Genomic DNA, 22242 nt, shown 5'->3' on the forward strand with positions numbered 1-22242 from the left:
AACACTCACTTTCCGATGCAAAACTTGCCGAACAAGGTGTCGAGCATGGTCTCGACGCCGGAATGACCGGTAATCTTTGCTAGCGCGACGTTCGCTCGGCGTAACGCGTCCGCAACCACTAGCTCATCAAGCGACGCGATGTCCGCCAGCGCCTCTACCGCGTCCCGGCAATGGTTCGCTTGCCTGACGTTCAACGCGAGATCGCCCGGTTTCGGTATCAGCGACGAAGCCCGGCTCGTCACCAATGTCCACAACACTTCGACCGAAGCATCGTCAAGAGCCGACACCGACATAACGGGTCCTGCCGTAAAGTGACCGCGGCCAGGCAAATCCGCCCGCGCGTGTAACCAGACCATCGCTGGATCGCGCGGGGCGTCGTCACTCAGCCACAAGACGATGTCGGCGCCCTCGATCGCTTCGTCGGCGCGCGCAATGCCGATCCGCTCGATCACGTCATCGGTAGCGTCGCGAAGCCCGGCTGTGTCGGTCAACACGAAAGGAATACCATCGCGAGCGACCGACACCTCGATACGGTCGCGCGTCGTACCCGCGATCGGGGAGACGATCGCTGCTTCGCGACGCACCAAGGCATTGAGCAGTGTGGACTTTCCGCTGTTGGGCGGACCCGCCAGCACGACGCGGACGCCGTCCCGCAAACGTTCGACCGTTGGCGCCGCCAGAGTAGCTGTCATGTCGTCCGCCACCGACCGTGCGCTTTGGCGGATATCATCGAGTAGGGCCGCAGGAACATCGGCCTCGTCAGAAAAGTCGAGCGATCCTTCGATCCTTGCGGCCAAGCCCAACAATCTGGCGCGCCAGCTCGCTATTCGTCGCGACAGCGCGCCATCAGCCATGGACAGCGCGGCACGGCGCTGCAACTCGGTCTCGGCCGTCAGTAGGTCGCCGAGACCCTCCGCCTCGGCCAGATCGATCCGGCCGTTCGCCAACGCGCGGCGCGTGAACTCGCCTGGATCGGCACGGCGCAAGTCGGGCTGGATCGCCAGCGCCATCTCTACTGCCGCTACCACCGCTCGACCACCGTGGAGATGCAACTCGACGAGATCCTCGCCCGTCGCGGTCGCCGGACCGGGAAAGACCAGAACCAGCGCGCGATCGAGATGCTCGCCCGATGAGTCGCGCAGGGTGCGGACTCGCGCTTCGCGCGGGGCGGGGAGCTCGCCGGCCAATTCTTGCGCCGCTGCCAATGCGGCCGATCCGCTGATCCGGATAATGGCGATCGCGGCCGGCGGAGCGCCGGTCGACGGAGCGTAGATCGTGTCCATCCGGCCGCCCGTCCGACGTCAGTCCTTGCTCTTCTTGTCGGTCGCGTTGTCGAACAGGCCGCGCCAGAAAGCCATGCTGGCATCGCCCATCGGCATCCAGTTTTTCATCATGTTTTCAAGTAGTTCCGGCTTGATCGCGGTGCCGTCCATCGCGCCCAGAATCGACTTGATATAGACGTCGTGGATTGGTGTCAGGTCCGGCAGGCCGATCGCGCGGCGCGCTTCCTCGGGCGTGCAATCCACCTCGACATTGATCTTCATCGCGACCCTTCCCGCTGCTATCGCGACCTATATGCCCCGGTAACGCACGGCGTAGCAAGGAGAGCCAGAATGACCGCGACGATCAGCATGGAGACGTTCGACGGCGACGCATCGTTCGACGCCTATATCGCCGAACCCGCCGGGGGTGAGGCAAGCGCCGCGATCGTCGTCATCCAAGAGATTTTCGGGGTCAATGCCGGCATCAGGCGCAAGTGCGACCAGCTCGCCGAGGCAGGCTATCTCGCGATCGCGCCGGACCTGTTCTGGCGGCTCGAGCCGGGCATCGAGCTCGATCCCGACATCCCCGACCAGTTTCAGGCCGCGCTCGGCTGGATGGGCAAATTCAACCAGGACGCCGGCATCCGCGACATCGAAGCGACGATCCGCGCGGCGCGCGATCGGGTCGGCGGCGGTAAGGTGGGGGCGGTGGGCTACTGCCTGGGCGGCCGGCTGGCATATATGACCGCGGCGCGCACCGACGTGGACGCGAGCGTCGGCTATTACGCGGTCGGTATCGACGGTCTGCTCGGCGAAAAGCACGCAATCGCGCGGCCGCTGATGCTCCACATCGCCGGCGCCGACCATTTCGTAACACCCGACGTCCAAGCCAAGATGCACGAGGGACTCGACGACCATGCCAGAGTCACGCTGCACGACTATCCGGGGGTCGATCACGGCTTCGCGACCGAATTCGGCAAGCGCCGCGCTGATGAAGCAGCCAAGCTCGCCGACGAGCGGACGATGGCGTTCTTCCGCGAGAACTTGTAATTTCTGTTTATATCTTAGGGAGTCGCGGGACGTCTATATCGACGCCCAGCGCCGGCAGGACACCCAGTTTCTGGTCGGTCAGGCCGTCATAAATCATCGACACCGCGACCCACAAGATTACCGCCAGCCCGACGAACGCGATCCAGCGATGGCGATCGATGATCTTGGCGATGAAGTTCGCCGCGAGACCCATCATCGCCACCGAAAACAGCAGGCCGAACACCAGGATCGCCGGATGATCGCGCGCCGCACCCGCGACGCCGAGCACATTGTCCAGGCTCATGCTGACATCGGCCACGGCCACCGCGAGGACGGCGCGGCCGAAGCTCTTCGCCGACGACGCGTCCTTGTGCTGGCGTTCCCCGGGACGGCGCAATTCGCGCCACATCTTCCACGCGACCCATAACAGCAGCAGGCCGCCGGCCGCGAGCACACCGACGAAGCGAAGCAGCCATGTCGCGGCGAGCGCGAACCCGATCCGCAGCACGAGCGCGGCGATCGTACCGACCAGAATGACGCGTTTCTGCTGCTTGCTGGGGAGGCCGGCGGCGAGCGATCCGACGACGACCGCGTTATCGCCCGCCAGTGCCAAGTCGATGACGATCACCTCGCCCAACACGGCCAACGACTGGGCGGAAAAGAGCGCGGCGATGTCCATCTATGCTCGCATCAAGTACCCGGGCGAGCGTCTGGTTCCGTCACACCCAGCCGAACAACCGACCGACGCCGACCTGCGGGTCGATGAAACCTTCGTAGATCATCTTGCCGGCCACGTAGAGGATCACGACGAGGCCGATATAGACGATCCAGCGGAACCGCTCGATCAGCCGCGCGACGATGTTGGCGGCGAGACCCATGAGGGTAACCGACAGCGCCAAGCCGATGAACAGGACCGCGGGATGATCGCGCGCGGTACCGGCGACGGCGAGGACATTGTCGAGGCTCATCGACAGATCGGCGAGCGCAACCGACACGATCGCGCGGCCGAAGTTGCGGGTGGAGGGTGGTCCTTCGACCTGCGGCGTGTCGGGGTCGTCGACCGGGGTGGGAGGTGCCTTCGGGTGCAGTTCGCGGAACAGTTTCCAGGCGACCCACAGCAGCAACAGGCCGCCGGCGAAGAGCAGGCCGACGATCGACAGGAGCTGCGTCGCGACCAGCGCGAAGCCGATCAGGCAGACCATCGCAATGCCGACACCGATCGCGAGGATCTTCTTGCGTTGGGCCGGCGGGAAGCCCGCAGCGAGCGTGCCCATCACCACCACATTATCGCCCGCGAGTGTCAGGTCGATCAGGATGATCTGGCCCAGCACCGCAAGGCCTGCGGGGGTGAAGATATCGGCGAAGTCGAACACGTGGAGGGGCGTAGCAGGGGCAGGTTTGAGGGCAAACAAAAACGGCGCGGAGTTAATCCGCGCCGTTGGCCGGGCTTTCGGCCCGCCGGCCGATTAGGTGCGAGGTTCGGATTAGCTCTCGCTAATCCGGCCCGCTCACTGATTCATGCTGTCGAAGAAATCCTCGTTGGTCTTCGAATTCTTCATCTTGTCGAGCAGGAACTCCATCGCGTCGATCGTGCCCATCTGCATCAGGATGCGGCGGAGCACCCACATCTTCGAGAGCTTGCTCTGATCGACCAGCAGCTCTTCCTTGCGCGTGCCCGATTTGCCGACGTCGAGCGCCGGGAAGATGCGCTTATCGGCCACCTTGCGGTCGAGGACGATTTCGGAGTTACCCGTACCCTTGAATTCTTCGAAGATGACTTCGTCCATACGGCTGCCGGTGTCGATCAGCGCGGTGGCGATGATCGACAGCGATCCGCCTTCCTCGATGTTGCGCGCGGCGCCGAAGAAGCGCTTCGGCCGCTGCAGCGCGTTGGCGTCGACACCGCCGGTCAGCACCTTGCCCGAACTCGGCACGACGGTGTTATAGGCGCGGCCGAGGCGGGTGATCGAGTCGAGCAGGATCACGACGTCCTTCTTGTGCTCGACCAGGCGCTTGGCCTTTTCGATCACCATTTCAGCAACTTGCACGTGGCGCGTCGCGGGCTCGTCGAAGGTCGAAGACACGACTTCGCCCTTCACCGACCGCTGCATGTCGGTGACTTCTTCCGGCCGCTCGTCGATCAGCAAGACGATCAGGAAGACTTCGGGATGGTTGTCGGTGATTGCCTTGGCGATGTTCTGCAGCATCACCGTCTTGCCGACGCGCGGCGGCGCGACGATCAACGTGCGCTGGCCCTTGCCCTGCGGGCTGACGATGTCGATGACGCGGGCCGACTTGTCCTTGATCGTCGGGTCGATCGCGTCGAGCGTCAGCTTCTGCTCGGGATAGAGCGGCGTCAGATTGTCGAAATTGACGCGGTGGCGAACAACGTCGGGATCGTCGAAATTGACCGCGGTCAGGCGGGTCAGCGCGAAATAGCGTTCGCCGTCCTTGGGGCCGCGAATTTCGCCTTCGACCGTGTCACCGGTGCGCAGGCCGAACTTACGGACCTGGTTGGGCGATATGTAGATGTCGTCCGGCCCGGCGAGATAGTTCGCCTCCGGACTGCGCAGGAAGCCGAACCCGTCGGGCAGTACTTCGATCGTGCCCAGACCCATGATCTGGTCGCCATTTTCGGCCTGCTCCTTCAGGATCGCGAACAGCAGATCCTGCTTGCGTAGGGTCGAAGCACCCTCGACGCCAAGCTCCTCGGCCATCGCGACCAGCTCTGCGGGGGGTTTCTTCTTGAGTTCTTTGAGATGCATTTCGGGCGTATCCGCGAATCTTTGGGGGATTTTTCGAGCGTCTGTCTGCGAAGAAACCGCGACGATGCTGGAGGAGAGGGCTGAACGTGACCCGGGAGGGTGCGCTCGCCGATGGGATTTATGGAGGGGAAACGGTCAAGTCAAGGCGATCAGAAGGGTTTCACCACCACCAGAATGACAATTAGCGCGACGAACAGCGCTGGCAGCTCGTTGACGATGCGCAACTGCTTCGATGTCAGCGTCGCGGTGCCGGCCGCGAGCTTCTTGGCATAAGCGACCATCCAGCCGTGATACCCGCTCATCAGGATCACCAGCAGCAACTTGGCGTGGAGCCAACCTTCCTGCCAATGCTGGCCCACCGTCGCGATCGTCAGCCCGAACACCCACACCAACACCATCGACGGCGTCAGGATGATGCGGCGCAGCTTGCCCTCACGCTCGATCCATTTGTCGGCTTCGGGCGTACCGAGCGCTTCCTGATGATGGACGAGATAGCGTGGCAGCATGAACAGACCGGCCATCCAGAAGATCACGAAGATGACGTGCGCCGCCTTCAGCCACAGATAGATCGAGGCGAGGAATTCCATCAGCGCTTCCTTACCAATGCGAGCAATTGCTCGACATGCGCGATCGGCGTGTCGGGCAGGATGCCGTGGCCCAGGTTAAAGATATGCGGGCGATCGGCGAACGCGGCAAGGATGCGCGCGGCTGCCGACGTCATGGCGTCGCCCCCCGTGATCAACGCGAGCGGATCGATATTGCCCTGGACCGGGAGGCCAGCGGGCAGCGCTGCGTTCGCCCAGACCGGATCGATCGTCTCGTCCACGCCGACCGCAGCGATACCGGTTTCACGCGCATAAGCGGCGAGCTTCGCGCCGGCGCCCTTGGGAAAGCCGATGACCGGGGTGTCGGGATGCAATCGGCCGATCGCCGCGACGATCCGCGCGGTTGGGGCGATCACCCAGCGCTCGAATTCGCTCGGCGCGAGGCTGCCCGACCAGCTGTCGAACAATTGCACCGCCTCGGCACCCGCTTCGATCTGCTTGGACAGATACTCGATCGTCACCGCCTCGATCGCCGCAATGATTGCGCCGAACGCCTGCGGATCCCGATACGCCAGCCGGCGGGTCTCGCTTTGGTCGCGGCTACCCTGGCCGGCAACCATGTAGGTCGCGACGGTCCACGGGCTCCCGGCAAAGCCCAACAGCGTCGTTTGCGGGGGCAATTGGGCCGCGACCCGGCGGACGGTCTCATAGACCGGCTCCAGCCGCTCAGGGGCGGCCTGGAGGCCATGCAGCGCGTGATCGACCAGCTTGGGTGCCAGTCGCGGACCTTCGCCGGTTTCGAACCACAGATCCTGGCCCATCGCCCAGGGGACCATCAGAATGTCGGAGAACAGGATCGCGCCATCCATCCCGAACCGACGGATCGGCTGAAGCGTGATTTCGCACGCCGTTTCGCTGTCGGTCGCGAGATCGAGGAAGCCGCCCTTCTGCGCGCGCAATTCGCGATACTCGGGAAGATAGCGCCCCGCCTGGCGCATCAGCCACACCGGCGGCACATCCCGACGCTCGCCGCGCAGAGTCGCGAGCAGGGGTTTTTCCCCAACCTGGCCTGATTCAAGAGTCATATAAGATATAGATAGAAAGGTTGTTGTTCTTGTTGGCGCGTGGATGCCGGGGGTTAGGCGTCTGTCCCGCAAATGCCAACAGCTTGACGGCGGCGGGCCCGCACGAAAGCTGGGATTCGCGGACCCCGTCCCCGTAATCCACAGGCTGTGCGGCGAACAATTCCATGTTGGCGGGGATGTGGATGACGCGCGATTTTGTCCACGGGCCGGCATCGCTTGGCCGGGGACGCGGGTTGCGCTAGCGGTTTTGCCGATGTTCTCCACAGGCTTTCCGGATCGCCGCTCGTGAGGCTCCATTTGCACCTCCTGTCGGACTCCACCGGCGAGACGCTGGAGAATATCGCCAAGGCCGCGCTGGCGCAGTTCGACGATGTCGAGACGATCCGCCATTTCTGGCCGATGGTGCGGTCCGAACCGCATCTCGAGCGCATCCTGCAGGAGATCGCGCACAATCCGGGGCTGGTGCTGTTCACCCTGGTGTCGAGCGAGATGCGACGCTCGCTGGAAACGCGGTGCCGCGCGCTCGGCCTGCCCGCGGTGGCACCGCTCGACCCGGTCAACGATGCGCTCAGCAATCTGCTCGGCCAGCAGGCCAAGGCGCGCCCGGGGCGCCAGCACGTGCTCGACGCCGCCTATTTCCAGCGCGTCGATGCGATCCAATTCACCATCGCGCATGACGACGGCGTCAATTGGGAGAATTGGGAGGAGGCCGACATCGTGCTCGCCGGGGTGTCGCGTACGTCGAAGACGCCGACCAGCATCTATCTGGCGAACCGCGGATTCAAGACCGCCAATATCCCGATCGTTCCGGAATCGCCGCCGCCGGACAAGCTTTTCCACCTGAAGCACCCTCTCGTGGTCGGGCTAACCACCAGCGCCGACCGGTTGATTCAGGTGCGCCGCAATCGCTTGCTGTCGCTCAACCAGGCGGCCGAAACCGCCTATGTCGATCAGGAAGCGGTGACGCGCGAGGTCGCCTATGCGCGGCGGATGTTCGCCGACAATGGCTGGCCGGTGATCGACGTGACGCGCCGCTCGATCGAGGAAACCGCCGCGGCGATCATTGGGATGGTCAACGATCAGGGGACGAGCGAGTGACCTTGATCCTAGCCTCGCAAAGCGCTTCGCGCCGGGCGATGCTCGATGCGGCGGGGGTTGGCTATGCCGCGGAACCGGCGCGCGTCGATGAGGATGGCGTCAAGGCGGCGATGGCCGGACAACCGGCACGCGACATCGCCGACGCGCTCGCCGAATTGAAGGCGATCAAGGTGTCGCAGAGCCACCCGACCGCGCTGGTGTTGGGCAGCGATTCGATCGTCGCGCTCGCCGACGGAACGTTGCTCGACAAACCGGTGAGTCGCGAGGATGCCGCTGATCATTTGCGCGCGATGGCGGGCGGCACGCACGACCTGTGGAGCGCGGCGGTGATCGCGGAAAAGGGACGCCCGGTGTGGCGGCACGTCGAACGTGCGCGGCTTTATGTGCGCTCGCTATCGGCGGACTTCATCGCCGCCTATCTCGACGCGGAATGGCCGGCAATCGCGGGATGTGTCGGGTGTTTCCGGATCGAGGGACCGGGGGTGCAATTGTTTAGCCGGATCCACGGCAGCCACTTCACTGTGCTGGGCATGCCATTGCTCCCGGTGCTCGATTATCTGCGGGTGCGGGGGAGTTGGCGTCATGACGTATGCCGAGGTGCTCGGCGATCCGATCGCGCATTCCAAGTCGCCGATGATCCATGGTTTCTGGCTGAAGGCGCTGGGGATCGACGCCGAATATCGCAAGACGCAGGTCGCGGCCGATGGGCTGGCCGACTATTTCGCCGCACGCCGCGCCGATCCCGACTGGCTCGGCTGCAACATCACGATTCCACACAAGCAGGCCGCGCTCGATTTCGTCGAGGATCGCGGCGACGTCCGTGCGTCGATCGGCGCGATCAATACCGTGTTCCGGGCCGATGCCGCGATCGTCGGGACCAATACCGACGCGGCGGGATTCTACGCGCCGATTTCGGGAATGGATTTGGCCGGACAGTCGGTGGTGGTGGTCGGTGCCGGTGGTGCTGCGCGCGCGGTACTGTTCGCCTTGGCGCGGGTCGGCGTGGGGCGCGTGACGCTGCTCAACCGCAATCCGCTCAAGGGCGCGGCGTTGCTCGCCAGCTTCGGGCTCAAGGGCGACGCGCTCAAGCTCGACGCGCCGATCCCGCCGGCGGCGTTGCTGGTCAACGCAACCTCGCTGGGCATGACGGGCCAACCGCCGCTCGACCTCGACCTGTCAGCACTGCCCGAGGATGCGGTGGTCTATGACGTGGTCTACGCGCCCCTCGAAACCGGCTTGCTGAAGGCTGCGCGGGCGCACGATCTCGACACGGTCGATGGGCTGGAGATGCTGATCGGCCAAGCGGCGCTGGCGTTCGAACTGTTCTTCGGCGCCGCGCCGCCGCGCGATCGCGACGACGAGCTTCGCACACTGCTGACGTCATGAAGACAATCGGCCTTACCGGCTCGATCGGCATGGGAAAATCGACCGTCGCGCAGATGTTCGCCGACGAAGGCGTGCCCGTATTCGACGCCGATGCGGCGGTTCGCGGACTGCAGGGGCCGGGCGGGCGGTTGTTGCCGGCAATCGAGGCGGCGTTTCCCGGGACCACCAACCCCGACGGCGTCGAGCGCGCCGAGCTCGGATCGCGCGTGTTCGGCAAGCCCGACGCACTCAAGCGACTCGAGGCCATCGTCCATCCAGCGGTCGGCGAGGAACGCGCCGCATTCCTGGCACGGCACGCCGAAGCGGCGATTGTCGTATTCGACATCCCCTTGCTGTTCGAAACCGGCGGCGATGCCCGGGTCGACGTGACCGTCGTCGTCTCCGCCGATGCCGTCACGCAAGCCGAACGCGTGCTCGCGCGGCCCGGCATGACTGCGGAACGCCTCGCCGAGATCCTCGCGCGGCAAATGCCCGACGCCGACAAGCGCGCGCGCGCCGACTTCGTTATCCCGACCGATTGCACAATGGATCAAACCCGTGCCGCCGTGCGTCATGTCATAGCTTGCGTGTCGGCAAGCCAAGACCGATAACAGGATCAATGCGCGAGATCGTTTTCGACACCGAGACTACCGGCCTGTCCTTCACTGCGGGCGACCGCCTGGTCGAAATCGGCTGTGTCGAGATGATCAACCGAGTCGAGACCGGGCGGACGTTCCACGCATATTTCCATCCCGAACGCTCGATGCCCGCCGAGGCGCAGCGCATCCACGGCCTGTCGGACGCGTTCCTGTCGGACAAGCCCAAATTCCATGAGAAGGTCGAGGATTTGCTCGAGTTCCTCGGCGATTCGATCCTGGTCGCGCACAATGCGACGTTCGACTTCGGATTCCTGAACGGCGAGCTCAAGAAAATGGGCCGCGAGATCATCTCGCTCGATCGCATGATCGACACCGTCGCGATGGCGCGTCAGCGGCATCCCGGTGCCAAGCATTCACTCGACGCATTGTGCACCCGCTACGGCATCGATCGCAGCCATCGCGTGCTCCACGGCGCGCTGCTCGACGCGCAATTGCTGTGCCAGGTCTATGTCGAGCTGACCGGGGGCCGCCAGATCGGCCTCACGCTCGTCAGTGACGAGGATGTCGTCATCCCGGTGCTCGACGCCGATCCGCGCGCCGCACAGCCGCGGCCGATGCGCATCTTCGCGCCGAACGAAGACGAGATTGAACGCCACGCGGCGTTCGTCGCCAAGTTGAAGAACCCGCTTTGGGGGGCCGACGCGTCCGGTTGACGCCAATGCACGGCCGAGCGTAGCAGCGCCGGCCCGGCCAAGAATGGAGAATGATAAATGGATATCCGTGTCTCGGGACATCAGGTCGAAACCGGTGACGCCCTGCAGGGGCAAGTTCAGGATCGTCTCCAAGGGATTGCGGACAAGTATTTCTCGCGGGCGATTTCGGCGCAGGTGACCTTCGGCAAGGGCGCGCACGATGTCGGCTTTACCTGCGATATCGTGGCGCACGTCATGCGCGGATTAGTGCTGAAGGCCCGCAACGACGGATATGACGCGCCGGGATCGTTCGTCGGCGCGGCCGACAAGATCGAAAAGCAGCTGCGACGCTACATGCGGCGACTCAACGACCGCAAGGGCGCGGACGGCGCCGATGGCGGCGAGGCGAACGGGTACGACAATGCCGGCTACACGCTGTTCCAGGAATCGACCGACGACGAGCCGGCCGATGCGCCGCTGATCATCGCCGAAACACGCGTCGATGTGCCCGATGCCAGCGTGGGCGACGCGGTCATGATGCTCGATCTGCGGAACACCCAGGCTTTGATGTTCCGCAATTCGGGGACGGGCGCGTACAACATGGTCTATCGCCGCGGCGACGGCACGATCGGTTGGGTCGAGCCGCAGCGCGCGGGCTGACGAAGCGGGAAACGATGAACGATCTGTCGGATCTGATCCGTCCCGAAGCGGTGGCCGAGGGGCTGGCGGTGGTGAGCAAGAAGGCGCTGTTCCAGCAGCTCGGCCAGCTTGCCGCCGCTGCCTATGGTATTGATGCCAAGGCCGCGACCGATGGCCTGGCCGAGCGCGAGAAGCTCGGCTCGACCGGATTTGGCGGCGGTGTCGCGATCCCGCACGCTCGGCTCGCCGGGATCGATGCGATGTGCGGGGTGGTGGCGACACTCGCCAAGCCGATCGATGTCGGTGCGGTCGACGAATTGCCGGTCGACCTGGTGGTCGCGCTGTTCTCGCCGCTCGATGCCGGGGCCGATCATCTGAAGGCGCTGGCGCGCGTATCGCGGGCGCTGCGCGACACGCAATTCGTCGCCAAACTGCGTGGTGCGGGGTCGGCGGATGCGATGTACGTCCTGCTCGCGCGCGACGAGGCCCGCGATGCCGCCTGAGGCGGGCGCGAGCGCCCATTTCCGCGCGCTCGAATCGCTGTATGCGGCAGCACCGATCAACAATATGTTCGATTCGCGGCTCGAGATCGTGGAGGCGGGCCTCGCGCGGATCAGCTTCGCGATCGAACCCGGCCACTATCACGCCGGCGGCGCGGCGCACGGTACGAGCTATTTCAAGATGCTCGACGATGCCGCTTTCTATGCATGCAACAGCCTGGTCACCGATCGCTTCCTGCTGACCACGGCATTCAACCTGCTGTTCACGCGTCCGCTCAAGGCCGGCCCGGTGGTAGCGGAAGGCCGCTGGATCAGCGGCCAGAGACGCGTGTTCGTCGGTGAGGCGCGGTTGATCGATGCCGATGGTGATGAGGCGGCGCGCGGGACGGGCACGTTCATGCGATCGTCGATCGCGCTCGCCGGGTTGCCGGGATATTCGGACTGAGCGCGCGGCTCGCCAGCGGCGCGCTGGTGAATGCGCTGGTGCGGCGCGCCAATGCTGAGGGCGGGTTCGCGACGGTGCTCGCGAAGGGCGACGCGACCGCCGGGGCCATCCTGATCGTCGCGCAGGAACGTGGTAAAGATCCGCGGCTTTTGGAGCGCGGAATCGGCCCCGACGGGCGCACCGCGCTCATCTCCGCTGGCCCGGCGGGCGAGTCGCAGGCGGTCACCGACTACTGGATACGGCGTCGCCGCAGCGATCCCGATCTATGGGTAGTAGAGGTAGATATCGCAGCGGCAGAACGATTCGTCGCTGAAACGATCTTAACGGATTGACTTGCTGCACTGCACAATCCACAGCAGGATCACTGTAATTCGCGTTGTGTCGTGATGGGGTGCGATCCCGAACGATTACGCAGTCGGGGGGTAGTCCGGCTCGGTCCTTGAAAAAACAATAAGACCGTGTCCGCGCACCAACCGCACTTAAGTCAGTTTGAATGCGTTTCGTCTCTCGCGCCACGGGTCCCGTGGCGATTGCCATTACCCTGTTCGCGCTGCTCGGAATGAGCAGCCCCAGTAAAGCCTGGGACTTGACCCGCATGCCCGTCGCGGCCGCGGTCACCGTCATTCCCGCCCTGGAAAACCTTTCGGATACCGTTCCGGTTCCCACACCGACATTGAAGTCGGCGACCGATACGACCCCGGACGAAGTTTCGATCGCGACGGCACCTGCGCCTGCACCGGGTCTCGCCTTCGCCAGCCTCGCTGCCGCCGTCGCGGCGCAGGATATGGGTGGTGCGATGAACGACGAGCTCGAATGCCTGGCCGACGCCGTCTATTTCGAATCGAAGGGCGAGCCGCTGAACGGCCAGCTCGCGGTCGCCGAAGTCATCATCAACCGCACCACGTCGGGCCGGTTCCCGAGCTCGATCTGCTCGGTGGTGAAGCAGCCGGGGCAATTCTCGTTCGTCCGCGGCGGCCGGATTCCCGACGCGCCGTCGGGCCAGCAATATCGCACGGCGACCGCCATCGCGAAGATCGCGCTGGCCGATGCCTGGGACAGCCCGGCGCCCAAGGCGCTCTACTTCCACGCGCGGCGCGTTTCGCCCGGCTGGAACCGCGCACGCGTCGCGTCGATCGGGAATCACATCTTCTTCCGCTGATCGCGGGGTTGCAGTGTTCGCCTAATGTTCTAGAACGGGGAGATGCTCGATGCGTCCCCCCGTTGTCCGCCGATCGGCGACGAGGCGCTGTGCGCGGCGGATGTCGCGCGCGGGGTGATTCGCATGCTCGCGCGGCACGACCTAGCGGCGATGACCGAAGTGGCGCTCGACGGCGGGCGCCGTGCGGACATCATGGCGATCGACGCGCGCGGCCAGATCGTCATCGTCGAAATCAAGGTGTCGCGCGCCGATCTGCTCGGCGACGGCAAGTGGTTCGACTATCTCGACCATTGCGACCGCTTCTTCTGGGCGGTGCCTGCGGGGTTCGATCATGGGCCGTTGCACGGTGAGGCGTTCCTGCCCGAGCGATCCGGGGTGATCGTGGCCGATCGCTACGACGCGGCGATCCTGCGGGAGGCTGCGACGCATCCGTTGAGCGCGGCGGGGCGCAAGAAGTGCACGCTGGCGTTTGCGCGTCGGGCTGCGCGGCGCGCGAGCGGGCTCGCCGATCCGGAATTGGGGTTCCTGTTGCAGGCCTCCTAGTGCCTGAAATGCCGTATGCCGGTGAAGATCATCGCCAAACCGGCCTCATCGGCCGCGGCGATCACCTCGTCATCACGGATCGAGCCACCTGGCTGAATCACTGCCGTCGCGCCCGCCTCGACCGCCGCAAGCAGGCCATCGGCGAACGGAAAGAACGCGTCCGATGCTACCGCCGAGCCGATCGTATGCGGTTCGGCCCAGCCGGCTTTGTCGGCGGCGTCCTTCGCTTTCCATGCCGCGATCCGTGCGCTTTCCAGCCGGTTCATCTGGCCCGCACCGACGCCGGCGGTGGTGCCGTGCTTGGCGTAGACGATCGCGTTCGATTTGACGTGCTTGGCGACGGTCCAGGCGAAGCGGCAATCGGCGAATTCCTGTGGAGTCGGTTGGCGCTTGGTGACGACGCGCAACGCGTCCTCGTCGATCGCGCCATTGTCGCGACTCTGGACCAGCCACCCGCCGGTGATCGACTTCGCCGCGAGCCCAGGGCGACGCGGATCCGGTAGGTCGCCGGTCAGCAGCAGCCGAAGGTTCTTCTTGGCCGCAAACAACGCGACCGCATCGGCATTGGCATCCGGCGCGACGACGACTTCGGTGAAGATGCCAGTGATTGCCTGCGCCGTTGCCGCATCGAGCGGGCGATTGACTGCGATGATCCCGCCGAACGCCGACACGGTGTCGCACGCGAACGCCGCTTCATACGCTTCTGCCAACGTGGCGGCGGTGGCGACGCCGCACGGATTGGCGTGCTTGACGATGACGCAGGTCGGGTCGGCGTCGCGGAATTCGGCGATCAGCTCGAGCGCAGCATCGGCGTCGTTGAGGTTGTTGTAGCTCAGCGCCTTGCCCTGCACCTGCCGCGCCTGGCCGATACCGCGTGCTGCCGGGCCAGTGGCGGCGTAGAAAGCCGCCGCCTGGTGCGGGTTCTCGCCGTAGCGCAGTTCCTCGCCCGAGCGCGTGAGCACCAGCGGCAGCGTCTGCGGAAAGCGCTCGCCTTGGTCGGCGAAGGCGAACCAGCTGGCGATCATCGAATCGTAGGTTGCGGTCGCCGCGAACGCTTTGGCCGCGAGCTTCCTGCGCTCGTCGAGTGTCGTCTCGCCGCGCGCGATCATCGCATAGTCGGCGGGATCGGTGACGATCGCGACGAAGGCGTGGTTCTTCGCCGCGGATCGGACCATCGATGGGCCGCCGATATCGATATTCTCGATGATCTCGTCGCGTTCGGCGCCCTTCGCGACGGTCTGGGCGAAGGGATAGAGGTTCACGACGACCAGATCGATCGCGCCAATGCCGTGTTCGTCCATCGCGGCGACATGCTCGGGATCGTCGCGCACCGCGAGCAGGCCGCCATGCACCATCGGGTGGAGCGTCTTGACTCGCCCGTCCATCATCTCCGGAAAGCCCGTCAGATCGGACACGTCGCGCACCGCGAGGCCCGCATCGCGCAACGCGGTCGCGGAGCCGCCGGTCGAGACCAGCTCGACGCCCTGCGCCGCCAGCGCTTTCGCCAGATCGACGATCCCGGTCTTGTCGGACACAGACAACAAGGCGCGCCTGATCGGGACGATATCGGTCGGCATGCTGCGGCTCCTGCGGGGGCGGTGAATCGCGCCCCCATGGCGGTTCACGTCGCGCGCTTCAAGGCCCAGCCGATGCTTTCGCCGCCCGCCGTCGCATCGCCCAGGATGACAAGTTGCTGGGTCGAGACCGGGCGCCCGTCGGGATCGATCCACAGACTCTCCTCGATCGTCAGCCGACCGCCGCGGCAGCGGAATTGCCACAGCCTTCCCGAGGGCAACCGGAGAAGTGCCGCCATGCCGTCAGTCGTCGGCGCGGCCTCGACACCCGGGCCGAGATGGAAGCGGATCGCGTAGTTGCTCGCGGCGTTCTTGCGCCGTCGCCCGGCCGGCAACAGCATGTCGTCGCCGCGCAGTTCGCGCCCATCGGCGGCGAGCAGCAACTGGCGACGGTGGAGGAACCCAAAGCGGCGGGCATAACCGTCGTGACTGGCCTCGATCCGGCTGCCCCCGGCCGATTCCTGGCGCGCCTGTTCGACCTCGGCGACGCCGCGGCCCAGCGTGCCGTCGGGATGGATCGCGGTCGAGTTGCTGTCGCCGACCACCAGCGTCGAATGCGCCGCGGTCGTGCGCAGGCCATCGGCGAGCGTCTGCGGGATCTGCGCGATCGCCGCGCGAGCCCCGCCGCAATTGACGACGAGCCGCTCGGCACCGTCGGACATCTCGAACGCTAGCGTCGACGCGCAACCGCCCGCGGTCAGCCGCGCGATCGGCGGCGGGGCGGCGTCCATGATTACCACGGCCTCGCCCTGCGACAAACGCTGATAGCCCCAATCGCGCGCCTGGCGCAGCGGCCGCGCGCGCACGCCGGTGGCAGCGATCACCTCGTCGATCCGCTCCGCGCGCACCGGTCCCCCCGCCCTGCCAGCTCGACAGGCCATGGTCGGCGTGACAGACGCCCTGCAGCGCCGGGACCATGCGCCCGAGCGCCGCCGATACCGCCGCGGGCGGGGCCAGCCGCCGCGTCACATAGACCTCGCGCAGCATTGTCAGCAGCATGATGATATCGAGCTGAATCAGCGGCGCGCGCGCCGTGACCCCGCCATCTTCGTGCACTGCTTGCTCGATCGCGCGCGCCAGTCCTTCCTCGCCGATCTGACGCCGCGTGTCGCCGCCGGGGATCAGCAGCCCCGCGGTGATCACCCCACACCATGCGGCGATGCGCGGTAGCCCGGCCGGCGCCTTGTCTGCGACGCGATCGAGATGCCGCGCGCGCGCGCGAGCGTATTGAGCACCAGGCTGCGATAGATCAGGTCGGCGGAGGACAGGATCAGCGGTGCATGCGCGGTCCAATGCAGGATGCGGCGGCCCCACATCTCCGCGTTCCATGCCGGCTCGCTCACCTTTTCGCTGTGGATGCTGAGCCAGGCGCGCATCAATGCTTCGGCGGGCGGCACGCCGACCGCGCGCGGCGCGGCGGTGGCGAGATCGCGCAGCCAGGCGAAGCTGTGGACATAGTCCCCGAACGCCGGCGACCAGCTCGGCTTGGCGAAGTCGAGATCGTCGAACGCGACGCTCTCGCCGCGGAACGTCATCCGGGCTTCGAGCAGCGCATTGCCGCGCCGGGGATCGCCAACAAACGGGTCGTCCGGCACTGCGATCAGCTTGAGCGGGTGACGGCCGCGCAGGCGAAACGCGTGAAGCGGGGTACGCCAGGCCAGGCGACGGAACCGTTCGGACACGCGCTCGGCCAGCGACAGGCCGCCGCTGCCGCCGTGGCGGATCAGCCTTTTGCCTTCGTCGATACCGTCCTGGGGCGTGTCCTCGTCGCTCACCCGCCCCTCAATGCAGCGATGTTGGCGGCGTAGGCGTCGGGTCCGCCCTTGAACGTCGCGGTACCGGCGACGAGCGCGTCGGCGCCGGCGGCGATCGCACGCGGCGCGGTGACGCGGTCGATCCCGCCATCGACCTCGAGATCGACGGTCAGGCCCTGTTTGTCGATCATCGTCCGGACGCTCTCGATCTTGCGCAGCGCCGATTCGATGAAGCTTTGCCCGCCGAACCCTGGATTGACGCTCATGATCAGGACGAGATCGACTTCCTCGAGCAGGTAATCGAGTGCCTTGGCGGGGGTTTGCGGGGTCAGCACGACACCGGCGCGCTTGCCGAGCGATCGGATGTGGCGAAGACTGCGGTGCGTATGCGGCCCGGCCTCGACATGGATCGAGATCGTGTCGGCGCCCGCTTCGGCGAACTGATCGAGATACGGATCGACCGGCGCGATCATCAGATGGACGTCGAGCGGCTTGGCGGTGTGCGGGCGAATTGCCTTCACCACTTGCGGCCCGATGGTGATGTTGGGGACGAAATGGCCGTCCATCACATCGACGTGAATCCAGTCGGCCCCGGCCAGGTCGATCGCGCGGACTTCCTCGCCCAATTTGGCGAAATCGGCGCTGAGGATCGACGGCGCGATGCGGACGGGTTGCTGCATGGGAGGCGCTCTATCCGGCGCGCACGAATCGGGCAATGAAGAAGCCGTCGCAGCCGCCCTGTTCTTCCAGCGCGCCGGGCAGGATGCGGACCCATCCTTCGGAAGCGGGGGCGATGCCGGGGGGGAGCTCGTCCTGCCGCACCGGATCGATCGCGAAATCGCGGTTGGCCGACAGGAAGGCGGCGACCTGTTCCTCGCCCTCGGCGCGCTCGAGCGAGCACGTCGCATAGACCATCCGCCCGCCCTTCTTCAGCCAGCCCGCCGCATGCGCGAGCAAGTGACGCTGGAGGTCCGCCATCTGCTCGATCAGCGCGGGATGGACACGGTGGATTACGTCGGGGTGGCGGCGGAAGATGCCGGTCGCACTGCACGGCGCGTCGATCAGGACGGCATCCACCGGCGCGGCCGGGCGCCAGCTGGTCGCGTCGCCCACGACGGTGTCGGCCGACAGGCCGGTGCGCTCCAGATTGGCATGAAGTCGCGCAAGACGACTTTCGACCAGGTCGATCGCGGTGACGGCCCAGCCCGCCGCGGCGAGCTGCATCGTCTTGCCGCCGGGCGCGGCGCAGGCATCGACCGCGTTGCCCTCGCCCGGGCCGAGCAACCGCGCCGGGATCGACGCGGCGATATCCTGTACCCACCACGCGCCTTCGTCGTAGCCGGGCAGATCGGGGATCGCGGTCCCGCGCGGCAGGCGGCGGTGACCGGCGAGCAATTCGAGTCCTTCCGGCCCGTCTTCGCCCTTCAGCGTCAAATCGAGCGGCGGCGGCGTCGCCATTGCGCGCGCGGCGGCCGCGACCACATCGTCGCCCCATTGCGCGGCCCAACGTTCGGCAGTCGCGGCGGGAAGCGCAGGCGGGTCGGGCAAGGTCACGCCACGCCGGCTGAGCGTGCCGAATACGCCATGGACCAGCTTGCGTGGGCCGCCATCGACGAGCGGCAGCACGGTGGCGATCGCGGCATGGCCGGGCGTGCCGAGCGCGAGCATCTGCGCGAGCGCGATGCGCAAAGCGAACCGCGCCTTGGCGTCGTCGGGCAAGGCGCGCTGCGTCGCCGAATTGATCAGCGCGTCGAGATCGGGCAAATGGCGCAGCACTTCGGCCGCGATCGCGCGAGCCAGTGCGCGATCGTTGTCGGCGCGAATGCTGGCGAGCGTGCGGCCGGAGGCTTGCTCGATCGTCTCGCCCCGCCGCAGCACGGCGTCGAGCAGGCGTAATGCGGCCTGACGCGCGGGTACGCCGGGAGGAAGCGGCTGGTTCATGCTTGAAGACCGGTCATCACCGGCCCATGTGGCGAATGCCGCCGCGCTCCGCAATGAGATCGACATGACCCGCCCGCCGCACGTCAAACCGCCTGCCCATCTGACGCCGAGCCCGCCGGTGCCCGAGCCGGAGAAGGTCGAGGAGCCGAAGGGCGATCCGCTCGGCGACGATCCGACGCGCTACGGCGACTGGACGTTGAAGGGGATCGCGGTCGATTTTTGACTCTTAGGCGATCGCCGCGCGCAGCGTCGCCCGCAGGCCCTTCGCCTTCGAATCATATTCGACGGCGCCTTGCAGGCTCTTGGCCATCGCGCCGATCAGGCGGCTGCCCAGTCCCGACCCCTGGGTGCGCGGGACCGGCCCCAAGCCAACGCCGTCATCCTCGACCGCCAGCAGGAACGCATTGTCGTCGCGGGTCAGCGATACGCGCACTTCGCCCGGACTGGTCGGGCCATAGGCATATTTGAACGCGTTCGAGACCAGCTCGTTGACGATCACCCCCAACGATACCGCGCGATCGGCGGGCAGGCGGATCGATTCGGCATCGAGGGTCAGCGCGCGCTTCGGCTTCTCGCTCGCCCACGCCCCGCCGAGTTCGTCGACCAGTGCCTGGAGGTAATCCTTCATATCGACGCCCTCGGCATCGTCGGTCGTATAGAGGCTGCGATGGACTTGCGCGATCGCGTCGATCCGCCGTTCGGTATCCGCCAGCGCTTCGCGCGCTGCGGCGTCGGCCAGCGAATTGGACTGCAGCCGCACCATCGCCATCACCAGTTGCAGCGAATTGGCGACGCGGTGATTGACCTCGCGCAACAGCGCTTCGAGCCGCACGTTGGACGCGCGCAATTGCTCCTCGACCAGCGCCTTGTCGCGTTCGAGCGCGGCGCGGACACGGACGTGATCGAGCGCGGCGGCGAGCAGGTCGAAGAAATCCTCGCCGACGGTCTTCACGACATAATCGGCAGCCCCGGCCTTCAACGCCGCGATCGCGACGCGGCCCTCCTCGGACCCCGTGACATAGACGATCGGCGGACAGCCGGCGGTCGCACGCAGTTTCGCGAGCGTCTCCAGCCCGTCCATGCCCGGCATGTAATGGTCGACCGCGATCAGGTCGTAATGCTCGACCGCCGCCATCGCGACGCCCTCCGCGCCGCTCTCCGCACACACCACGTCGAACCCGCGCCGCGTCAGCGCACGCGTCGCCAGCCGGCGCAGACCGGGATCGTCATCGATATAGAGTAAGCGACGCAACGACTGGGGCATGAACTCAGCCCTCGACCTCGGGAACCTGGATTACCGACAGGAACAGGCCGAGCTGGCGGATTGCCTGGGCGAAGCTTTCATAGTTTACCGGCTTTGTAATGTAGACGTTGCACCCGAGGTCGTAACAACGCTGGATTTCGACCTTGTCGTCGGTGGTTGTCAGCACGACCACGGGAGTTCGCTTGAGCGGCGAGCCTTCCGCCTTGATCTTGGTCAGGATGTCGGTCCCCGACATGTCGGGCAGGTTGAGGTCGAGCAACACCAGTGCCGGGCCGTTGAGCGCCGGGCCGTTCTTGTCCTTGAACAGATAATCGAGCGCGGTCGTGCCGTCGGTGAAGTGGCTGATGTCGTTCAGAATGCCTGCGCGACGGATATTCTTCTCGATCAGCCGGGCATGGCCTTCGTCATCCTCAATCATCACGATCGAAACGCTGTGGTGGTCGTTCATGTGCTTGGTCCCGTGTCAGAAAGCGTCGCGGGGAGTGTGACGCGGAAAGTGCTACCCTGCCCCAAAGTCGATTGAAGGTCGATCGTGCCGCCCAGACGATAGGCGAGCGCGCGGACATGCGCGAGCCCGATGCCCTCGCCCTGCTGATCCTGCGTGCCGGAGCGGCGGAACAGGTCGAACACGCGGTCATGATCGTTGGCGGCGATGCCGCGGCCATTGTCGGTCACCTCGATGACGCGGCGCGGCCCATCGGTGCGCGCGCGGACGATGATCCGGCCGGCGCGATCGGGCGACAGGTATTTGACCGCATTCTCGACCAGGTTGGACAGGATCTGTTCGACCGCGACGCGATCGCTGACCAACGTCGGCATCGGCTGTTCGACGACGATCTGGGCGCCGCGGTCTTCGGCGATGTGGCGCAGCGAGTCGGCAATCCCCTGAGACATCGCGGCGAGGTCGAGCCGCTCGGGCGTGAGCGTCCGCCGGCCTTCGCGCGACAATCTGAGGATCGCATTGATGAGCCGATCCATCTTCTGCGTCGAACTGCGGATGAAGCCGATCGCCTCGGGCAGATCCTCGGTCGCGGCGATCCGTGCGTCCTCGGTGACGATGTCGGGTGCGGTCTCCGTGGCGCGCTCGACCAGCTCGGCAAGCGTGCCGCGCGCGGCGTCGAGTTCTGCGGTGAAGCCCATCACGTTGACCAAAGGCGAACGCAGATCGTGGCTGACGATATAGGCGAAGCGCTGGATTTCCTCGTTCGCGCGCGTGAGGTCGGCGGTGCGCTCGGCGACCGCACCCTCGAGGTCGGTGTTGAGCAATTGCAGCCGATCACGCGCCGCGCCCAGATCCTTGGTATAGCGCATAACCGTGGCGACCGAGATCGTCGCCACCAGCAGGATCAGCACGCCGGCGGCGATCACGATCAGGTAAAAAGCGTTGAGGCTGCTTTGCTGCGCGGCGTCGCGCGCAACGAGCAATTGATGCTCGTCGGCATTCATCGTCGCGAACAGAGCCCTGATCGTGCGCAGCCGGCGAGCGCTGGTCTCGGCGGTGAAGGACGTCACCGCATCCGCACGCTTCCCGGCTTGGACCAGATCGATCGTTGCCTCTTGCCGGTTGCGGATATCGACGATGCGCTGCCGCAACTCGGCGATGCGCCCGCGCTGTCGGGGATTGTCCTCGGTCAGGACGGTGAGCCGATCGAGCGCGGGGTCGATCTTAGTCGCGATCGATCGTTGGTTGTCGAGATAGGCGGGAATTCCCGTCAGGACATAGCCTCGCCGCGCCGCTTCGGTCTGTTCGACCAGCGCCTGCAACTGTCCGATCGCGACTTCGACTTCGTAGGTGTGGTTGACCCAGCGCGTATGCTCGGCGGTACGGGTCGTCACCCACGCCGCAGCGATCCCCGCCAGCGCCAGCGCGGCGAACCCGACGATCATGCACGTGACGAGGAAGCGGCGTGCCAGGCCCTCGGGCGCTCCCAATTTCTTCAGCACCACGCCGGACATCAGGCGGGCCTAGCCGGGGGCGAAACG

Annotated in this window: 25 protein-coding genes and 2 pseudogenes; 13 read left to right on the forward strand and 14 right to left on the reverse strand. The window is 65.9% G+C overall.

The features are described from left to right. Positions 1-5: 5 nt before the first annotated feature. Together mnmE and FPZ24_RS16360 are read right to left on the reverse strand one after the other, a co-directional pair. Positions 6-1283 carry a tRNA uridine-5-carboxymethylaminomethyl(34) synthesis GTPase MnmE gene (gene mnmE, locus FPZ24_RS16355; protein ID WP_146573795.1) on the reverse strand — a complete coding sequence of 426 codons (1278 nt, stop codon included), beginning with the start codon at positions 1281-1283 and terminating at the stop codon, positions 6-8. An 18-nt stretch (positions 1284-1301) separates the two neighbouring features. Further along, the gene (locus FPZ24_RS16360; protein ID WP_146573797.1) at positions 1302-1544 is read right to left on the reverse strand and encodes a DUF6489 family protein; all 243 of its coding nucleotides are present in this window, start codon (positions 1542-1544) and stop codon (positions 1302-1304) included. A 69-nt stretch (positions 1545-1613) separates the two neighbouring features. On the opposite strand from FPZ24_RS16360, the gene FPZ24_RS16365 reads away from it, so the two are divergent. After that, positions 1614-2312, forward strand: a complete 699-nt coding sequence (locus FPZ24_RS16365) for a dienelactone hydrolase family protein (protein WP_146573799.1) — start codon at positions 1614-1616, stop codon at positions 2310-2312. A gap of 7 nt (positions 2313-2319) precedes the next feature. Here the strand turns inward: FPZ24_RS16365 and FPZ24_RS16370 are convergent, their stop codons facing one another. From FPZ24_RS16370 to hemE, 5 genes are all read right to left on the reverse strand, one after another. Continuing rightward, positions 2320-2970 (reverse strand): YjbE family putative metal transport protein, encoded by a 651-nt coding sequence (locus FPZ24_RS16370; protein ID WP_146573801.1) that lies wholly within the window; start codon positions 2968-2970, stop codon positions 2320-2322. 40 nt (positions 2971-3010) lie between these two features. Continuing rightward, positions 3011-3664, reverse strand: coding sequence for a YjbE family putative metal transport protein (locus tag FPZ24_RS16375; RefSeq protein WP_146573803.1), 654 nt, complete (start codon positions 3662-3664; stop codon positions 3011-3013). A 135-nt stretch (positions 3665-3799) separates the two neighbouring features. After that, positions 3800-5056, reverse strand: coding sequence for a transcription termination factor Rho (gene rho / locus FPZ24_RS16380; RefSeq protein ID WP_146573804.1), 1257 nt, complete (start codon positions 5054-5056; stop codon positions 3800-3802). A gap of 149 nt (positions 5057-5205) precedes the next feature. Continuing rightward, the gene (locus tag FPZ24_RS16385; RefSeq protein WP_146573806.1) at positions 5206-5643 is read right to left on the reverse strand and encodes a CopD family protein; all 438 of its coding nucleotides are present in this window, start codon (positions 5641-5643) and stop codon (positions 5206-5208) included. Further along, positions 5643-6686: a uroporphyrinogen decarboxylase gene (gene hemE, locus FPZ24_RS16390; RefSeq protein WP_146573808.1), complete on the reverse strand. Its 1044-nt coding sequence runs from the start codon at positions 6684-6686 to the stop codon at positions 5643-5645. Before hemE ends, FPZ24_RS16385 begins: the two co-directional genes overlap by 1 nt. 285 nt (positions 6687-6971) lie before the next feature. Here hemE and FPZ24_RS16395 point away from each other — a divergent pair, with 285 nt between their 5' ends. The 11 genes and pseudogenes from FPZ24_RS16395 (at position 6972) to FPZ24_RS16445 (ending at position 13726) form a co-directional block, all read left to right on the forward strand. Continuing rightward, entirely contained in the window at positions 6972-7784 is an 813-nt protein-coding gene (locus FPZ24_RS16395; RefSeq protein ID WP_146573810.1) for a pyruvate, water dikinase regulatory protein, read from the forward strand. A 38-nt stretch (positions 7785-7822) separates the two neighbouring features. After that, a pseudogene (locus FPZ24_RS16400) lies at positions 7823-8356 on the forward strand (Maf family protein); the annotation flags it as partial. Positions 8357-8366: 10 nt separating this feature from the next. Next, complete coding sequence (gene aroE, locus FPZ24_RS16405; protein WP_146573812.1) at positions 8367-9170, forward strand: shikimate dehydrogenase; 804 nt, start codon at positions 8367-8369, stop codon at positions 9168-9170. Continuing rightward, positions 9167-9760, forward strand: coding sequence for a dephospho-CoA kinase (coaE, locus tag FPZ24_RS16410; RefSeq protein ID WP_146573815.1), 594 nt, complete (start codon positions 9167-9169; stop codon positions 9758-9760). The genes aroE and coaE overlap by 4 nt, the downstream gene beginning before the upstream one ends. Positions 9761-9768: 8 nt before the next feature. After that, entirely contained in the window at positions 9769-10461 is a 693-nt protein-coding gene (dnaQ, locus tag FPZ24_RS16415) for a DNA polymerase III subunit epsilon (RefSeq protein WP_146573817.1), read from the forward strand. 57 nt (positions 10462-10518) lie between these two features. After that, a complete protein-coding gene (gene hpf / locus FPZ24_RS16420; protein ID WP_146573819.1) occupies positions 10519-11100 on the forward strand; it encodes a ribosome hibernation-promoting factor, HPF/YfiA family in 582 nt (193 codons plus the stop codon). A 14-nt stretch (positions 11101-11114) separates the two neighbouring features. Next, the gene (locus tag FPZ24_RS16425) at positions 11115-11582 is read left to right on the forward strand and encodes a PTS sugar transporter subunit IIA (RefSeq protein ID WP_146573822.1); all 468 of its coding nucleotides are present in this window, start codon (positions 11115-11117) and stop codon (positions 11580-11582) included. Next, entirely contained in the window at positions 11572-12024 is a 453-nt protein-coding gene (locus tag FPZ24_RS16430; RefSeq protein WP_146573824.1) for a PaaI family thioesterase, read from the forward strand. The genes FPZ24_RS16425 and FPZ24_RS16430 overlap by 11 nt, the downstream gene beginning before the upstream one ends. A gap of 26 nt (positions 12025-12050) precedes the next feature. Further along, entirely contained in the window at positions 12051-12356 is a 306-nt protein-coding gene (locus FPZ24_RS16435) for a DUF1491 family protein (protein ID WP_240047530.1), read from the forward strand. Between the two features lie 227 nt (positions 12357-12583). Further along, on the forward strand, positions 12584-13183 hold the full coding sequence (locus tag FPZ24_RS16440) for a cell wall hydrolase (protein ID WP_146573827.1): 600 nt from the start codon (positions 12584-12586) through the stop codon (positions 13181-13183). 42 nt (positions 13184-13225) lie between these two features. Then, positions 13226-13726 (forward strand): MmcB family DNA repair protein, encoded by a 501-nt coding sequence (locus tag FPZ24_RS16445; RefSeq protein ID WP_146573829.1) that lies wholly within the window; start codon positions 13226-13228, stop codon positions 13724-13726. Here FPZ24_RS16445 and purH read toward each other — a convergent pair. The 4 genes and pseudogenes from purH to FPZ24_RS16465 all read right to left on the reverse strand — a co-directional run bounded on the left by purH (position 13723) and on the right by FPZ24_RS16465 (position 18995). Next, positions 13723-15303 carry a bifunctional phosphoribosylaminoimidazolecarboxamide formyltransferase/IMP cyclohydrolase gene (gene purH / locus FPZ24_RS16450; RefSeq protein ID WP_146573831.1) on the reverse strand — a complete coding sequence of 527 codons (1581 nt, stop codon included), beginning with the start codon at positions 15301-15303 and terminating at the stop codon, positions 13723-13725. The genes FPZ24_RS16445 and purH overlap by 4 nt on opposite strands. A gap of 44 nt (positions 15304-15347) precedes the next feature. Beyond that, positions 15348-17087: pseudogene (locus FPZ24_RS16455) on the reverse strand (heparinase II/III family protein). Next, positions 17072-17734, reverse strand: coding sequence for a ribulose-phosphate 3-epimerase (gene rpe, locus FPZ24_RS16460; RefSeq protein WP_146573833.1), 663 nt, complete (start codon positions 17732-17734; stop codon positions 17072-17074). The pseudogene FPZ24_RS16455 and the gene rpe overlap by 16 nt, the downstream one beginning before the upstream one ends. Positions 17735-17744: 10 nt before the next feature. Beyond that, on the reverse strand, positions 17745-18995 hold the full coding sequence (locus FPZ24_RS16465; protein ID WP_146573835.1) for an RsmB/NOP family class I SAM-dependent RNA methyltransferase: 1251 nt from the start codon (positions 18993-18995) through the stop codon (positions 17745-17747). Positions 18996-19059: 64 nt separating this feature from the next. Here FPZ24_RS16465 and FPZ24_RS16470 point away from each other — a divergent pair, with 64 nt between their 5' ends. Beyond that, positions 19060-19218, forward strand: coding sequence for a DUF1674 domain-containing protein (locus FPZ24_RS16470; protein WP_146573837.1), 159 nt, complete (start codon positions 19060-19062; stop codon positions 19216-19218). A gap of 3 nt (positions 19219-19221) precedes the next feature. Here FPZ24_RS16470 and FPZ24_RS16475 read toward each other — a convergent pair whose 3' ends face one another. Genes FPZ24_RS16475 through FPZ24_RS16485 form a run of 3 tightly spaced genes read right to left on the reverse strand, consistent with a single transcriptional unit; the run spans position 19222 to position 22215 of the window. Beyond that, positions 19222-20259 (reverse strand): sensor histidine kinase, encoded by a 1038-nt coding sequence (locus tag FPZ24_RS16475; protein ID WP_146573839.1) that lies wholly within the window; start codon positions 20257-20259, stop codon positions 19222-19224. 4 nt (positions 20260-20263) lie between these two features. Continuing rightward, positions 20264-20707 (reverse strand): response regulator, encoded by a 444-nt coding sequence (locus tag FPZ24_RS16480; RefSeq protein ID WP_146573841.1) that lies wholly within the window; start codon positions 20705-20707, stop codon positions 20264-20266. Continuing rightward, entirely contained in the window at positions 20704-22215 is a 1512-nt protein-coding gene (locus tag FPZ24_RS16485) for a sensor histidine kinase (protein ID WP_146573843.1), read from the reverse strand. The genes FPZ24_RS16480 and FPZ24_RS16485 overlap by 4 nt, the downstream gene beginning before the upstream one ends. Between the last annotated feature and the right edge of the window lie 27 nt (positions 22216-22242).

It is taken from the genome of Sphingomonas panacisoli (genome assembly GCF_007859635.1).
Classification (GTDB): domain Bacteria; phylum Pseudomonadota; class Alphaproteobacteria; order Sphingomonadales; family Sphingomonadaceae; genus Sphingomonas; species Sphingomonas panacisoli.